At 48.3% G+C, this 15027-nt stretch carries 13 protein-coding genes; 8 read left to right on the forward strand and 5 right to left on the reverse strand.

What is annotated here, in order from left to right; genetic code table 11:
• Positions 1-141 precede the first annotated feature (141 nt).
• The 8 genes from U2F10_RS32755 to U2F10_RS32790 all read left to right on the forward strand — a co-directional run bounded on the left by U2F10_RS32755 (position 142) and on the right by U2F10_RS32790 (position 10456).
• The gene (locus tag U2F10_RS32755; RefSeq protein ID WP_499874412.1) at positions 142-1236 is read left to right on the forward strand and encodes a TIR domain-containing protein; all 1095 of its coding nucleotides are present in this window, start codon (positions 142-144) and stop codon (positions 1234-1236) included.
• A 431-nt stretch (positions 1237-1667) separates the two neighbouring features.
• Entirely contained in the window at positions 1668-4658 is a 2991-nt protein-coding gene (locus U2F10_RS32760) for a DUF4347 domain-containing protein (protein ID WP_499874413.1), read from the forward strand.
• 706 nt (positions 4659-5364) lie between these two features.
• Positions 5365-5661, forward strand: a complete 297-nt coding sequence (locus U2F10_RS32765) for a hypothetical protein (RefSeq protein ID WP_006518424.1) — start codon at positions 5365-5367, stop codon at positions 5659-5661.
• A 386-nt stretch (positions 5662-6047) separates the two neighbouring features.
• A complete protein-coding gene (locus U2F10_RS32770) occupies positions 6048-7010 on the forward strand; it encodes a protochlorophyllide reductase (RefSeq protein WP_163671381.1) in 963 nt (320 codons plus the stop codon).
• Positions 7011-7543: 533 nt separating this feature from the next.
• The gene (locus tag U2F10_RS32775) at positions 7544-8425 is read left to right on the forward strand and encodes an S-methyl-5'-thioadenosine phosphorylase (protein ID WP_163696296.1); all 882 of its coding nucleotides are present in this window, start codon (positions 7544-7546) and stop codon (positions 8423-8425) included.
• Positions 8426-8561: 136 nt separating this feature from the next.
• Positions 8562-9146 carry a DUF3611 family protein gene (locus U2F10_RS32780; RefSeq protein ID WP_163671379.1) on the forward strand — a complete coding sequence of 195 codons (585 nt, stop codon included), beginning with the start codon at positions 8562-8564 and terminating at the stop codon, positions 9144-9146.
• Positions 9147-9357: 211 nt separating this feature from the next.
• On the forward strand, positions 9358-9522 hold the full coding sequence (locus U2F10_RS32785) for a hypothetical protein (protein WP_163671378.1): 165 nt from the start codon (positions 9358-9360) through the stop codon (positions 9520-9522).
• An 85-nt stretch (positions 9523-9607) separates the two neighbouring features.
• Positions 9608-10456 carry an EamA family transporter gene (locus U2F10_RS32790; protein WP_163696299.1) on the forward strand — a complete coding sequence of 283 codons (849 nt, stop codon included), beginning with the start codon at positions 9608-9610 and terminating at the stop codon, positions 10454-10456.
• Between the two features lie 130 nt (positions 10457-10586).
• Here U2F10_RS32790 and U2F10_RS32795 read toward each other — a convergent pair whose 3' ends face one another.
• The 5 genes from U2F10_RS32795 to U2F10_RS32815 form a co-directional block, all read right to left on the reverse strand.
• Positions 10587-11753: a nucleotidyltransferase family protein gene (locus U2F10_RS32795; protein ID WP_163671376.1), complete on the reverse strand. Its 1167-nt coding sequence runs from the start codon at positions 11751-11753 to the stop codon at positions 10587-10589.
• A gap of 392 nt (positions 11754-12145) precedes the next feature.
• Entirely contained in the window at positions 12146-13000 is an 855-nt protein-coding gene (locus U2F10_RS32800) for a segregation/condensation protein A (RefSeq protein WP_163671375.1), read from the reverse strand.
• A gap of 344 nt (positions 13001-13344) precedes the next feature.
• The gene (locus tag U2F10_RS32805; RefSeq protein WP_163671374.1) at positions 13345-13701 is read right to left on the reverse strand and encodes a lipopolysaccharide assembly protein LapA domain-containing protein; all 357 of its coding nucleotides are present in this window, start codon (positions 13699-13701) and stop codon (positions 13345-13347) included.
• A 136-nt stretch (positions 13702-13837) separates the two neighbouring features.
• Complete coding sequence (locus tag U2F10_RS32810) at positions 13838-14515, reverse strand: DUF3153 domain-containing protein (RefSeq protein WP_163671373.1); 678 nt, start codon at positions 14513-14515, stop codon at positions 13838-13840.
• Entirely contained in the window at positions 14503-15009 is a 507-nt protein-coding gene (locus U2F10_RS32815) for a tetratricopeptide repeat protein (RefSeq protein WP_163696303.1), read from the reverse strand. Before U2F10_RS32815 ends, U2F10_RS32810 begins: the two co-directional genes overlap by 13 nt.
• Positions 15010-15027 lie beyond the last annotated feature (18 nt).

The raw sequence follows: 15027 nt of genomic DNA on the forward strand, positions 1-15027 counted from the left end.
TCCCTCCGAGGAGGGAAAATCTGCAGATAGACTTGACCTCTGCAGATTTTTTTTGGCTAAAATTCCGAATTTCTGTGTCTAGTAACTGACTGGCTAAAACTAACAGGCTATATTAAGAGCGACTTACTCCATGCTCTATCAATGCCTAAAATCCTGATGCTTGCGGCGAATCCGAATGATACTGCACGTTTACGGATAGGTGAAGAAGTTCGGGATATTAGTGAGGGACTGCAACGGGCTAGTCATCGTGATGAGTTTGAGATTGTGCAACGCTGGGCTGTACGTCCTCGTGATTTGCAGCGGGCGATGCTAGAAGAATCGCCGCAGATCGTTCATTTTTCTGGGCATGGTGCTGGCGATGCAGGCCTGTATTTTGAGGATGTGTCGGGTAATAGTCAGCTGGTGTCGGGAGCTGCTTTAGCAGGTTTGTTTCAGCTGATCGGGCAGAAATCGCCGATTAACTGTGTGCTACTAAATGGGTGTTACTCGCAGGCGCAGGCACAGGCAATTGTGGAGCATATACCCTATGTGATAGGCATGAGTGACGCTATGGGTGACCGTGCTGCGATTGAGTTTGCAGTAGGGTTTTATGATGCGCTGGGGGCTGGGGAGTCGGTGGACTTTGCGTTTGAGTCAGGCAAGGTGGCAATGGCGCTCAATAGTACGGGGGATGAGGATGTGCCAGTATTGTTGAAGGGGAATGTGAAAACCAAAACTCAGCCAGCGTCTCCACCAGCATCTCCATCCGTGACCAATCCTGATCTAAATGAACCGCTAGGTGTATTTATTTCCTATTCCCATAAAGATGAGGGCCTTAAAGAAGAACTAGAGATTCACTTGTCGGCACTAACGCGACAAAAGAAGATTAAGCCCTGGCAAGATCGGGCGATTGAAGCAGGAACAGAATGGGATGATGCGATCAAATCTGAATTAGAAGTTGCGCAGATTATTTTGTTGTTGGTGACACCTCGGTTTATGGCATCAAACTATATCCATGATATTGAACTGGCGCAGGCCATGGAACGTCACAAGGCTGGGACTGCGCGGGTGATTCCTATCATTTTGAAGCCGGTGGACTTTAAAGGAACACCATTTGAGAAGCTACAGGCGTTACCCAAAGATGCAAAGCCAGTGACTCGATGGGATGATCAGGACGAAGCCTTTCTGGATGTAGTACAGGGAATTCGGCGTGTAGTAGAGTCATGGCATGCCATGACTCTACCTGAAACCCCTTAGCACTCCAGGGTAAACACCAGCAAAAATCTACCGAGCCATGTTGTTAACTTTAGCGACTATAGGACCAAAAACACAACACAAAAATCCGCTACTGCCTTATTGTGCCTTGATCTAAAAGATTTCATCAAGTTTTTCTACTTGTAGATGTCCTGGCTTTAAATATTAAATTCACAATAATTATGTCTTTATATTAAGACGCTGTAGAACTTGTTACTACCGGGTTCTCAGATATAAATTCTGTTTTTATTCTTAATTTCAAAGCACAAGGATCAGCATCTCCAAACATGAAGCACGTGAAAAGCTCTATCTACCTTGGGTAAAGGTGGTGTGTTTTTGCACATCAAAACAGTCTTTTCATGCTTTATTTTTATGCTTTATGTTTTTCATTTTCAAAGACGGTTCAACTCAATACTAACCCAAGTTTTTAATCTATGCCACTACTAAATGTGCTGACCCACACTCGTATTGTTGATGTGGTCAACCCACGCGTATCGGTGGCCTGCCGCCGTGGAAAAACATCTATTACTCCAAAGACTGTTATTTTTGATCCACACATTGATAACCTAAACTTACTGTTAGATGGTTTACAGGCCAATGTTCAAGCCTATGTGCTGACGAAAGAGCGTGATGGCATAGAGCAAATTACAACATTTCTACAGCAAAATCCAACCCACGATCTCACCCTAATTGGCCATGGCTTCCCTGGTGGCATGGGTCTTGGATCGGCCACACTAGAGCTACAGAACTTAGACGATTATGCACAACAGTTAGAGCGGTGGTTTGCCTCGACTAACCAGGCTAAGCTTACCCTGATGGCCTGTAATGTTGCCCAGGACAATGTGGGTCAAGACTTTATCCAGCGCCTTACCGAGATCACGTCAGCTACAATTATTGCTAGCGCCAAAGTGCTCGGTAATGGTGAATGGTTACCTGTTGCTAACTCGTTGTTTACACCAGAAACACTACAGGGCTATCAAGGCACGCTGGCATGGACTCAGGTGGGATCTGGTGCCATTTCTCAAGACATTGCCAATGACTTTGATATTGAACTGGATAGTCAAGGTAGGCCCTACATCATTTTTCAGGATGGTGGCAACGACTTAAAACTTACGGTCAAGCAGTTTAATGGTGTCGACTGGGTAACTGTGGGAACACCAGGGTTTCCTGGCGGTAATGCAAGTTTTGCAGGGTTAGAGTTTGACTCTAACGATACGCCCTATGTTGTCTTCAAAGATAGCGCTAACAGAAACCGGGCCTCTGTCATGAAGTTTGACGGGAATGACTGGGTCTATGTCGGCAGACCTGGGTTTTCTGCAGGTGGTTTGAAAGATATTAGCCTCACCTTTGATGGGGATAGGGCCTACATTGCTTACACCGATAGGAACCAGGATGGACGAGCCACTGTTCAAACGTTTAACGGTACTACTTGGGTAAATGTTGGCCAGCCTGGATTTTCGAGTGGTGAAATTGAGGCCGCTGATCTGAATGTGGATGGTAATGGTGTTCCTTACATTGCGTATCTTTCGGCCAGTGGCCGCACCAATAGGGTAACTGTACAACGGTTTATCAATGGGCAATGGAGCGTTGTTGGCACAGAGGCATTTTCGATTGGGGCAGAGTCCTACGCGCCCGACATCGAGTTTGATAACAACAATGTGCCCTATGTGGTTTATCGCGCCCGGGGCAATGGTGAAGGGAATAAAGCCATTGTAGAAAGGTTTAACGGCACTGATTGGGTGCAGGTTGGCAACAATAATGCCTCCACCGCAGGTGGATTTCACCCTGATATCGAGTTTGACAACAATAATGTTTTACATCTGGCCATTGTTGATCAAGCCAAAAAAGATAAGGTTTCGGTCAGAGTTCTAGAGAATGACACTTGGGTTTATCTGGGGGACAGTGGGTTTTCCATTGGACCAATGAACTTTCCTGATCTTGAATTTGATGTTAACAATATTCCCTATGTTCTCTATCGAGAGACTTTTGATGCTGAGGGAGCTATTGTTAAAGGTGCTGTTGTGAAACGGTTGGGAGAACCACCCGAGGTTGTTGATGAGATTGCGCCTGTACTAGAGAGCATTCGTCGCAAGACTCCTACCGATGAAGTTGTTAGCGGCGATACAGTGGTCTTTGAGGTCACATTTAGTGAGGCGGTGACTAACGTTGGCCTAGAAGATTTTGTGATTAATGGGGATCCAACAGCCACCATCGATTCCGTGACTGCCATAGACAGCACTCGCTATGAAATTTCTGTTACGGTTAATGCGAGTGCCCCACCTAACAATATCGTTGGCATTGACTTGGCTGGGAATCCAGACATTACGGATATTGTGGGCAATGGGTTAACTTTGCGCGAACCGACCATTGACGAGGTGTATACAATTACTGAGCCGGAACTCCCGGACCCTGTGGAGGAAGAAGAAGAGCCTGTGGTGCCGGAGCCGCCTGTGCCTGACCCCGAGGTACCAGTCACTAATCCAGACCCTGAAGAGCCTTCAGAAGAGCCGCCCACGGCTGGTCCTGACAATGGCAATGATGATTCTCCTCCATTGAACGGCTTACTCACGGTCTTGCCGTCCACCAACGGGGTGGAAGTGACGGAACTAGGTAATGACAACACTATTCGGTTAACGTTTCTCCAGGGGACGATAACTGAGGTTAAGGATGTCATGGTTTTTGGTGCTGGGACATCGCCTACGGACTTTGGAGAGCCCATTGGCCAGTTTTCGTTACTGAACTATAACGAGCTAGCCATGAATACGCTGCCTCTGTTTACGGTCGATAGCGATCGCATTGATCCCGGTGAACAGCTCCAGTTTGCTATTCGAGATAATGGTCAGACTCTGTTTGCAACATCAAGCTCAGTGTCTGATTCTGAAGTACTACTAGACTTTAGCAATGGTGTCAGCTTGAGTGTTGAGTTGGCCACTGCAACTGTGAATACAAACCTGCTGGTTAACGATGCTCAGTCTATTGATTTAACCGCTCAATCCTCCGAACTTGCCATGGGCTTCTCGGTATATCGAGAGGCTGCAATGGATAATACGATTGATTTTTACACCACTGACTTTGCCAATGGTGGAATTATCGATACCTTCACAGGACAAACCTTGATGCCTGGAGATGTAGGGTATGAAGAGGCTGCGATCGCAAACCGATTAAACATCAACCTATCGGGTACTAACGGTCAGACAAATACCTTTGAAGCATCCCTCACTGGCGGTCTGCACCTGGGCATCTTTGTCATTATTGATGGCATAGACCCAACTGTGGACGAAGTCGTATTTAGTCACAGTGGTGCTAATACTGGCAATAACGACCACATTAAACATCTGGGTGACAACGCCTTTGGCATCGAAGATCAAGCGGGTCTTGGTGATCGAGACTTTGATGATGTTGTTGTTCGATTTTCCACTATCTAGCTTTTCGCTAGGGCATGATTGATTGAACCCTAAACCATTCCCATGAAAGGACCGGCTGGATATCCAACCGGTCCTTTCATAGTTAAGATGCGCTGAAACTGTGAGATGGTTCAACGGGGAACCAGTGAACTACAATCTTTCAATATCAGCCCCCTGTAAAGAATTGCTTGCGCGTTCACGTCAAGAAACTTTCAGTGATTCTGCAAAAACCTCAGTATATCTTTATACTTAAAACTTCAAATGCTTATAGGGCAAGGCTTTAGGGCTTTGTAAAAAACTTGAAAAAACATCCGGGTAAACCCGTAGCTGTACGAAGAGTAGAACGGATAGAAAGTCTCATACGAGGTTGTATCACAAATAGCATTTATCAACCTTAGATAGTCAGCTTACCTGATTATGTCCAATTAATCACCACCGGCTTAGTCAACTTCCTTGCCCCGGGAAGCCCGAGATCGCCAACCAACACTATCGAATTCGATAGCTGTTGTTGCCTGCTGGATATTTATCAAAAAAATTCTTTCTTTTGTTAATGCTGGCCCTGATTTGGGTAAGCAAACGCTAGTGCTACCTGCTAGAAAATAGTCTGTAATCATTTAACTATCTCAGACTATTTTTCTCCTAGCATCAACACTTTTACGTATATTTCTAGCCTCTTTAACTTTCTATTGCCCGCAAATCTTTCTCCGTTCTTCTACAGCGCATTGTCATGAAACAACAACGTTTTTGGCATACCAAACGCCGTTGCCATATGTACCTGCCCATTTCTAACTCCCCCGGCATGTTTATGTTTATGGGTAAACCCTGGACCCCTAAGGCGTTACAAGCTCTGGGCTTGGTACAGGAACCAAATGAACAAAAAGTCGAACATCAGCCCAAACTGGTCTTTGGCGATCCCGAACGATTTCAAGGTACCTTTTGCAAGACCCAAGGCAAAGGTTCTTCCCCGTCTTGGGGCGCTACCGGTGGTTCTGGCGGCAAAGTTGCACGATCACCTAAGAGTTAAGGGGACTGCACAAAAATAAAGACCCAGGTTGGGGCTATAGATGGGTGGATGAGTGATGGAATAATGGGGTGCTTATTTAATTTAAGTGCAAGCGCCTAAATGTTATCCAAATTGAAGCTTAGGGCTACCTGTATGATACAACAGCCATTCTGAATAAACGCATACGGGAGATCGGAGAAAACGTCTATCTCCCGTATTTTGTATCCTATGACCCAAAGTGCGATCTTCGAAGCCGTAACATTACTTCATATATCTCCATAAGCCCTAACCTAGCCCCATATTGCTTAAGGTTTATTTCAGATAGCTATTAGCGCTCAACCGTATGAGATCCTAGGGTACTTAACGGATCAAAACCACTTTAGACTCGCTTTTAGACATCAACACCCATGGACCAATCTCAGCAATCAACGGCGGTAGTTACCGGGGCCTCCTCCGGCGTTGGCCTATACGCAGCAAAGGCTTTGGCTGATAGAGGCTGGCACGTGGTAATGGCCTGTCGCAATCTGCCTAAAACTGAAAAAGTGGCAAAGGAAGTCGGTATGCCCGATGGTTCCTATTCCATTATCAAGTTAGACTTGGCCAGTTTAGATAGTGTACGTAGCTTTGTAAAAGACTTTCGTGCCAGTGGCAGAACATTAGATTCCCTTGTTTGCAATGCCGCTGTCTATTTACCACTGCTCAAGGAACCCATGCGTAGCGAAGACGGTTACGAGCTGAGCATGGCAACCAACCACCTGGGGCACTTCCTGCTGTGCAACCTGATGCTGGAGGACCTGAAAAAATCGTCCCATCCTCGTCTGGTCATCCTGGGTACTGTAACTGCTAATCCCAAGGAACTAGGCGGCAAGATCCCATTCCCTGCACCACCAGACCTGGGTAACCTTGAAGGTTTCGAGCAGGGCTTCAAAGCACCGGTCACCATGGCCAATGGCAAAAAGTTTAAGCCCGGTAAGGCCTATAAAGACAGCAAGTTGTGCAATGTGCTAACCATGCGCGAGCTGCATCGTCGCTATAGCGAGTCTACCAATATTGTATTTAGTTCTCTCTATCCTGGTTGCGTTGCCGAAACCCAACTTTTCCGCAACCACTACCCAGCATTTCGGACCATTTTCCCCTGGTTCCAAAAGAACATTACCAAGGGCTATGTGACCGAAGCCGTCGCTGGCGATCGCGTTGCTGCTGTGGCTGCTGATCCTGGTTATGAGCAATCGGGTTACTACTGGAGCTGGGGTAACCGCCAGCAGGAGGGCCGTAAGTCCTTTGTGCAGGAAATGTCGAATGAGGCTCTAGACGATGTGAAAGCGCGTCGTCTGTGGGAGCTAAGCGAGAAGCTAGTCGGCATGGCATAGGGATTGGTTCCCCTAAGGACAACCAGATCTAAGGTCATCCCCTCTCGGGAGAGGTGCTGGTTAGACGGGGTGGGTTTCGACCGATGGCGTAAGCGGTCAACCCACCCCGGAGCCCCTCCTTGGAGGGGAAGTTTTTGGTAATTAGGGCTTGCTGAAAAAGTAATCAGTGCTTTAACAGCAAGGAATTTGACCGATTTTTCAAAAAGCTAGTGCAAGGTCGAAATCGCTGAAACCATTGATTTTCCGTAAAATTCTGTTATTTAACCTTGCACCTAACTGAGCCTTTTGAGGCTGAAAGCCTTATCCAGATTCGATTCCGATTTATTCAGCAAGCCCTAATTAGCAATAGGTATTGATAGCCCTGGCGTTTGACTTCTTTTTCAACCCCAAAAAATTCTCTTATCAGCAGCCGTTATTCAGGCAACTTCGCCATCACTCATCTATAAACAGATCCCAAAAAATCGGCTTTAGCAGGTCTCACTCCTGTACTATGGCGTGCGAGTAACTCAACGCAGTTTCAGAACAGGATCTCTATGGTGCAGGCAGATATTGGCATTATTGGCGGCAGCGGTCTCTATAAAATGGATGCCTTGACCGATGTCGAAGAGATGACAATCGATACCCCCTTTGGTGACCCCTCCGATGCCTTTATTTACGGCAAATTAGACGGTACTCCCGTCGTTTTTTTGGCACGTCATGGTCGGGGCCATCGGCTGATGCCTACGGAGCTTCCCTTTCGGGCAAATATCTACGCGATGAAGAGTCTGGGGGTGAAGTATCTGGTATCGGCATCGGCGGTGGGCTCTCTAAAAGAAGAGGTGAAACCGGTGGATATGGTCATCCCGGATCAGTTTATTGACCGGACAAAAAATCGGGCGGCCACATTTTTTGGGGATGGCATCGTTGCCCACATCGCTTTTGGGGATCCGGTTTGCAAAAATCTGGCGACTATCCTAGGTGATGCTGTCGAAAGCCTAGACCTGGATGGGGTGACACTCCATCGAGGTGGCACCTATGTGTGTATGGAAGGACCTGCGTTTTCTACAAAGGCAGAGTCTAATCTGTATCGCAGCTGGGGGGCGACGGTGATTGGCATGACCAATTTAACAGAGGCAAAACTGGCGCGGGAGGCGGAAATTGCCTATGCCACCTTAGCCATGGCAACTGACTACGACTGTTGGCATCCCGATCATGACAATGTGACCGTGGAAATGGTGATCGGTAATTTACAAAAGAATGCTGTTAATGCCCAGCTTGTCATTCGTGATGTCGTGCGTCGGTTAACAGAGAATCCACCGTCGTCAGAAGCCCATGCCGCTCTGAAGTATGCTGTGATTACGCCGTTGGACATGGCACCTGCAACGACAAAAGATAAATTAAAGCTATTACTGGAGAAGTATCTGCCTACGGACTAACGGTTAGCCTTAGCTATGATCTATGGTCTAAGGCATTAAGGGTGCTGGATCTGTGCTGGGCCAGTGTAACGTTCAAGCAAGGTTTACCAATTGGTTCAAGAATGCCTAAGATATGTAGACGCTTCTGGAATACATTATGACCGGTGAACTTGGTTATTCTTTACCCCCAGCTGTCCGTCGGATTGCTAACAATTTTCGCCTCGTAGGCTGGGTTAGCTTCTGGGTGCAAATAGTGAGTGGTGTGATTGCCACGCTGTTATTTGTCACGTCTTTGTTGGGGCTACAGTCGGTCAGTAATCGCGGTGGTGCCGAGAATGCTGCCGCAGGCAGCGGTTTCTTTCTGGCTGCCGTCGGTTTAGCTGCGGTGTATGTAGGTGTGTTCTGGGCGTTTCAATACACACGCTTTGCCCATAGGCTCAAATCTAGCAACCCAGATTTAAGGCCGAAGCCTAAGAATGCGGCCAAGATGATTGCCACAGGTTTAATCATCAGTGTTTTAGGGATGTTTTGTGGTTTGCTGGGTGCTGGCGGTGTCGTGGGTGGCCTAATGCTAAAGGTGATTTCTCAGCCCCAGTCGAGCATTGCGGTGGCAAACCCCACCCTGGCTGTGGAACCGCTGGATGTGTTTTTAGTGCAAGCAACCATCAATACCTTGATTTCTCACTTTGCTGGCATTGTTGGCTCGCTATGGCTCTCTTGGAAAATTAACAAACAATCTTAGAACACCTAATTTTATAAGCAGTTCGGCTATCTGAACAACAACAATTCAGGAACAGCGAGTACAACTCTTGTGGCCCATTTGGGAAACGATAGGCATCTGCTCCATTGGTTTCATATCGACCGGTGTAGCATTTGGCACGTCTCAACCTTCCATTTACGGAGGCTTAGCTAGAGTAGATGAGATGACCCCGTGAGTTCCTGGAAGGTGCACTATGGAAGAAAAAGCTGCTGTTACGTGCGATCGCGTTTGGTTGCTGTACCTACAGGGGCGGCTCTCCCCAGCTCAGCTACTGGCATTGTGTAAGGTTGCCTCAGAAAACAGACTCTCCCCAGAAAACAACCAAAATAATGCGAGCCAGCAGTCGTCTGCTGCCTAGGCTGGCATCAAGCATAGACTAAGAGTTCGTCACCAGGCAGATATACGATTAACCCCACGGTTCATTACTCTTATTACGACAATTCATGAAATCATTGGCAGACCGCATTCCAGCGCCAACGCTGGTTATTTTGGCGGGTGTGACGGTGCAGCTAGGGTCTGCCCTGGCAAAGTCTGTATTTGAACTGGCGGGTCCCTTGGGCACCGTATTTCTACGGGTGGCCCTCTCGGCAGTGTTGTTGTTTGTGCTGTGGCGTCCAGGCTGGCAAGCGACCCGTAAACACTGGCCTTTAGTGATGGCCTATGGCGGTGTCTTAACGTTAATGAATACGTCTTTCTACCTGGCCATTGACCGCATCCCATTAGGGGTGGCGGTGGCAATTGAGTTTATTGGACCATTGGGGCTGGCGGTGATCAAGTCGAGACGCTGGTTAGATGTTGTGTGGGTAACCCTGGCAGCCTTGGGGATAATCTTGCTGGCACCTTTGCAGGGTAGCGGCTTAGACCCTCTGGGGTTAGGGTTTGCGGGTCTAGCAGCGATGGCTTGGGCTGGCTATATCCTGCTGGCGGCAGCAACGGGGAATGTGGTGGCCGGCATAGAAGGATTGGCTTGGGCCATGGTGTTTGGTACCTGTATATTGACGCCCATTGGCATCAGTGCGGCGGGTACAGCGTTGTTGGATGGACGTCTGCTGGTGACTGGCCTGGCTGTGGCCGCGCTCTCTTCGGCCACCTATGCCCTGGAACTGGTGGCTCTACGACGGATACCGGTGAATGTGTTTGGCGTTTTACTGAGTGTGGAGCCGATGTTGGCGGCAGCCTCTGGCTTTTTAGTTTTGGGCGAAACGCTAACGGTGCGATCGCTCATTGCCATTGTCTTGATTTCCATCGCTGCAGCTGGGTCGGCGCGCTACGGTGTGCCCGTTAAAGATTAGGCCTGGATTAGGTCTGGGAGATGAGGTCTGGGAGATTAGGCCTGGGAGATGAGATAGACAAAAAGCACCCCCCGAGTGCGATCGCACTCGGGGGGGTAACGTGTTCTTAACTCTGGTTAAAACGAAACGTTCATACAATTGCTTCGTTGAGCAGCTCAGTAATGGCACGATGCTCAATGGGAGGCTCAGCCAGCACTGCTTGACGGGTATCCGTAATCAACCAGTCGAGGGCAGCCTCTTGCATATCGATGGATGCGCCGGTCTTATCCACGCAGTAACGACCAAACACCAGCTTGTCCATTAGGCGCACCCCAGGACCGATGCGTGAATATTCAAAGATCACGCTCTTATCCACCAGGGCACCACTGCAAATGCAGCAATTAGGACCGATCATACTAGGACCGATGATGGTGGCACCATCTTCAATCTCAGCCATCCCACCGATGTACACAGGACCTTCGATGGTGATCTTGTCCCAGTTGGCCTTCACATTCAGACCCGTGAAGACACCAGGTTTTACTTCCTGACCAGGAATGCCAACACCTTTTACCTGACCAGTCAGAACATCTTGGATGGCCTGCCAGTAATCAGGCACTTTACCGATGTCCACCCACTCAAAGTCCATGGTGATACCGTAGAACGCTTCGTTAGCTGCCACCAGCTTGGGGAACAGGTCGCCACCGATATCAAACTCCTGACCGGAGGGAATGTACTTAAAGATCTCAGGTTCAAAAATGTAGATACCTGTGTTGATACTGGTGCTGAGAGCTTCCTCGACCTTGGGCTTTTCTTGGAAAGACTTGATACGACCCGTATCATCAGTTACCACCACACCATAGCTAGGCACCTGCTTTAGAGGCACCGACTTCATCACGATGGTGGCGATGGAGCCCTTTTCCTTGTGCTGCCGAACCGCCTCAGTGAGGTCCAGGTCAATGAGTGCATCACCACAAAGAACGACAAAGGTATCATCAAAAAACGGTGAAAAGTCCTGAATTTTACGCATACCACCAGCAGAGCCCAGGGCATCGCCCACTAGCTCACCATTGGTAATGCGACCTTCAAAGGAATAGGCCAGTTCAACACCAAAGCGTTGACCATCTCTAAAATAGCCTTCAATTTCATTTGCGAGGTGGCTCACATTTGCCACAACCTGCGTAAAGCCGTGCTGTTTTAGCAATTCTAATAGAAACTCCATCACTGGCTTTTGCAGGATGGGGATCATCGGCTTTGGAATGGTGTACGTGATGGGACGTACACGAGTACCTTTCCCTGCGGCCAAGATCATGGCTTTCATAAATGCTCTCTCTATTCCTTAACTAACAGCGTAAGAGGTAAAAATAAAAACGTTGCAGCTGCAAATAACCTGCAACGGCAACAAGCACGTGGCTTAAATGCACGAACTGACAAGAGCTATCGAAAGACAAATTTAAGTAAGTTCCTAAAATTTGCCATTACCGACAAAAACTGACACCTGCAAGCAAGTAAAAGCTCGGCAATGTCAAGATAGTAGCAAGCATGTTTATAGTATACCCACGCTTATTGATGGTCTTCATTGATGCCTTACAGAGCCCCGGACAAATATTGATTTTTGTAGATTTATGACATCGCCTGACACTAGCCAAATGTACTTTACTACGGACATGCGGCTAAATGCAATATCAATCAATCTGTCTCAATCTGTCTTGCCTAATCAGGTAGTACATACGCCGGAACATCTTTCAGGGTGGCCTCATTTAGCTGTCTCACTTTAAGGTCGCGATAAAATCGTTCTTGAGCCAGCTCTACCTTAGATTGGGACGATAAGAATAACAGCCCCCAAAAAACACCAACTTTTTCATGGCGATAGTCTTCGTCGGTTAGTTCTGTGGTAATGGGACCGCCTAAAACATCGGGGCGAAAATGGGCCCAATGCTCTAAGAGGCGCTCAAAGTCCATCCATTCAATGGCGCTTTCTAGTTCTTCCCAATATCGGTCTAGGAAGGAGGAAAGAGCGTCGGCAATTTCCGATAGGTTTTCCTGGTGGGCTAGCTGGGCAATGGTGCTAATGGCCTTGCGTTTGGAATGGGGCTTAGCACCGCGATGACGATTGCGGGGGGTGGGGTTAGCCATGGCGACGGCCATCATTTCCAGCTGGGAGATCAGTTCCTGGAGGGTGACCTGACGCTGTTCCGGTGGGTTGGCCACCGCCCGACGATGGATGTAGCGCTCTAAATTAGGAGGCAGGCGTTTAGCGTAGCCTTGGGGCTCAAACGCTTCTTCAGGATCTTCGAACTCATCAACCTCTTCTTCAATCTCAGCGCGAATGAGGGTGTCGGCCTTAAGTAGCACCAGCATTGCTGCGTAAAGAAAGGCTTGACCTGATTCAGCTAGATTTTTCTCGTAGGGCGACCGACCGTTATGGGCGATGGGCGCTTGCTCCTTGAGGCTTTTGAGAAAGCGGTCAACCACGTCGATGACATTGACATCCCACGGATCAATTTCACCGCGTTCGGAAAGGTCAATCAGAAATGCGATCGCACGTTGAGCTAAAGAATTAGCCATAAATACAGCCTGGTATTTTATTTAGCCGACGCTACTATTAGCTGACGCTACATCTAGCGTGAACAGATGCACTATAGCTTAGAAGAATTGAAAATTCAAAAAAAACTGTCCAATTCAGTTACAAAGACCCATCGACCGGTTTAGAAACGAGTAAAAAATGACCATTGAACAAATGTTCTACAGCACTAGGTTTTAGATCAACCAATTATTTATCGAAAATGAAAAAAGAGACCTGAGCCGGGTGGGAAATATCCCATTGCCCTGTTCACGTCCCTTTTTACCTCATGTGAGTAGGGCAACGCCCAGGCTACCCGCATAGCGACGCGCCTGCTAGCGACGCCTACCTAAGCAACCGCTTCTTCAGTACCAGCATCTTTATTGGCAGCACCTGGCAGCATGGGCTGTAGGTCTTCCAGTTCTACTCGATAGCGCTCGACATCTTCTTCTAGCTGCTGAATGCGCATTTCCCGCTGCTGGACTTGAGGGTTGATATTGAAATATCCCTGTACCTGCACCCACACGCTAAATACCCAGGCGAGAACCGCACCGACACCCAGAGAAATCATGAGCTCGATACACAGTGGTGCTTCAATATTCACCCCACGCACAACATGGATAGTAGCGGACTCTGTATTCTCAATGCCAAACAGTACGAGGGCTAAGCAAATGACAAAGATAACGACAAAGTTAATCTGCCGCATAGCAGTCACCTCAAATCGTGTTTTATATAGGTCAGGTACAGGCTACTACAGGACAGTCAGAATCGGGAGAACATTTTTATTTATTAAAAGACTGTCAGGCTGGCATTATTTGATCAAACCCTAAAATTATCAGGCGTTACCTTCGATTAAATCCATACCGCACCCCATAGCCAGCAGCACAGATCAGGGCAATGACCACAGCCCCAATTCCAATCGGGCTAGGGAGCCAAAATGTGGTGTCGATGGTGTTCACCTGGCCGGGTTTCAAGGGCCACTGGTGGGTTTTACCCAGGGACCCTAACTGAAAACTGAGGGTTAAGGTGCGCCAGCGATCTAAGGCTCCACCATCACCAATGGCGCTATCGGCTTTTAGGGCACCCAGGTCAATGTCAGCCTGGAGATGATTGAGCAGAGCTACACCCCAATTTTGTTGGGTAAGGTCCAAATGGGCCAGTACAGGTGGAGCCCCTGGCACCTGGGTCATCAGTCCATCTTCGGCAAAAAGTTGATTAAATTTCTGCACTAAGTCAGCACCGTTGTAGAAGTCGATGCGTATTTGGAGTGCGCCATCGTCTAGAGAGGTTACCTTGCCTGAAAAGACTTTAGCTTCTTCGATAAAAATCTCCAGCCACTGCTGCCGGACATTGTTATTGAGGGCAACAAACTGATCGTCAAGGTGCAGAGTTTGGACTAAAACACCGTGGGTTTGACTGCCAAACTGTATGCCCAATTGATAATCGACACAGCCTGTTAACCCCAGGGATAGGGCTGTAATCACCAGTAGTCGAACGATCAGATGCCTTAACTTAGCCACCAAAGCCCCCCCAGTACAATGGCGCTACCCATCAAGGCAAACCATACAAAGCCATTATCTTCAGTATTAACTTCACTGAGGGGCAGGGGCGGCGGTGGTGGCTTGAGGCGACGGGACTTGGGTGGACGGGGTTGCCAGGGTTTTTCCTCGCTACTTTCCAGGGTCGCCAGATCTGGGATCTTAGTGAGCCATTCTTCCCTGGCCTGTAGTTTTGGAGCCTGGATAATGTACAGCACCCGTTTGCTTTGTTTTCTGACGTCCAAGTCTGGATGCAGGGCCAGCTTGCCACATAGCTCAATGGCTTCTTGACGCCGATCTGAAGCGGCTAATGCATTCACGAGCCATAGTTTTAACTCCCCATCTAAAGCGATACTCGGTTGCTCAGCGATGCCCTGTTCAAAGGCGTTGACGGCATCGGCATAGCGGCCCCGCTCAAAGGCCTGTTGCCCCAATTGAAAGGCGGCTTGGGCACGTTGATTGGCTGCATTTGGCATTGCGGCTAGTCTCTGGTC

Source organism: Leptothoe sp. EHU-05/26/07-4 (assembly GCF_043421015.1).
GTDB lineage: Bacteria > Cyanobacteriota > Cyanobacteriia > Phormidesmidales > Phormidesmidaceae > Leptothoe > Leptothoe turfae.

What these genes read in the sequence shown, in the direction of transcription:
- U2F10_RS32765 (WP_006518424.1), top strand. Translation starts at nt 5,365, where the DNA reads ATGAAACAACAACGTTTTTGGCATACCAAACGCCGTTGCCATATGTAC.
- U2F10_RS32790 (WP_163696299.1), top strand. Translation starts at nt 9,608, where the DNA reads ATGAAATCATTGGCAGACCGCATTCCAGCGCCAACGCTGGTTATTTTG.
- U2F10_RS32780 (WP_163671379.1), top strand. Translation starts at nt 8,562, where the DNA reads ATGACCGGTGAACTTGGTTATTCTTTACCCCCAGCTGTCCGTCGGATT.
- U2F10_RS32805 (WP_163671374.1), bottom strand. Translation starts at nt 13,701, where the DNA reads ATGCGGCAGATTAACTTTGTCGTTATCTTTGTCATTTGCTTAGCCCTC.
- U2F10_RS32760 (WP_499874413.1), top strand. Translation starts at nt 1,668, where the DNA reads ATGCCACTACTAAATGTGCTGACCCACACTCGTATTGTTGATGTGGTC.
- U2F10_RS32785 (WP_163671378.1), top strand. Translation starts at nt 9,358, where the DNA reads ATGGAAGAAAAAGCTGCTGTTACGTGCGATCGCGTTTGGTTGCTGTAC.
- U2F10_RS32770 (WP_163671381.1), top strand. Translation starts at nt 6,048, where the DNA reads ATGGACCAATCTCAGCAATCAACGGCGGTAGTTACCGGGGCCTCCTCC.
- U2F10_RS32795 (WP_163671376.1), bottom strand. Translation starts at nt 11,753, where the DNA reads ATGAAAGCCATGATCTTGGCCGCAGGGAAAGGTACTCGTGTACGTCCC.
- U2F10_RS32755 (WP_499874412.1), top strand. Translation starts at nt 142, where the DNA reads ATGCCTAAAATCCTGATGCTTGCGGCGAATCCGAATGATACTGCACGT.
- U2F10_RS32815 (WP_163696303.1), bottom strand. Translation starts at nt 15,009, where the DNA reads ATGCCAAATGCAGCCAATCAACGTGCCCAAGCCGCCTTTCAATTGGGG.
- U2F10_RS32775 (WP_163696296.1), top strand. Translation starts at nt 7,544, where the DNA reads ATGGTGCAGGCAGATATTGGCATTATTGGCGGCAGCGGTCTCTATAAA.
- U2F10_RS32800 (WP_163671375.1), bottom strand. Translation starts at nt 13,000, where the DNA reads ATGGCTAATTCTTTAGCTCAACGTGCGATCGCATTTCTGATTGACCTT.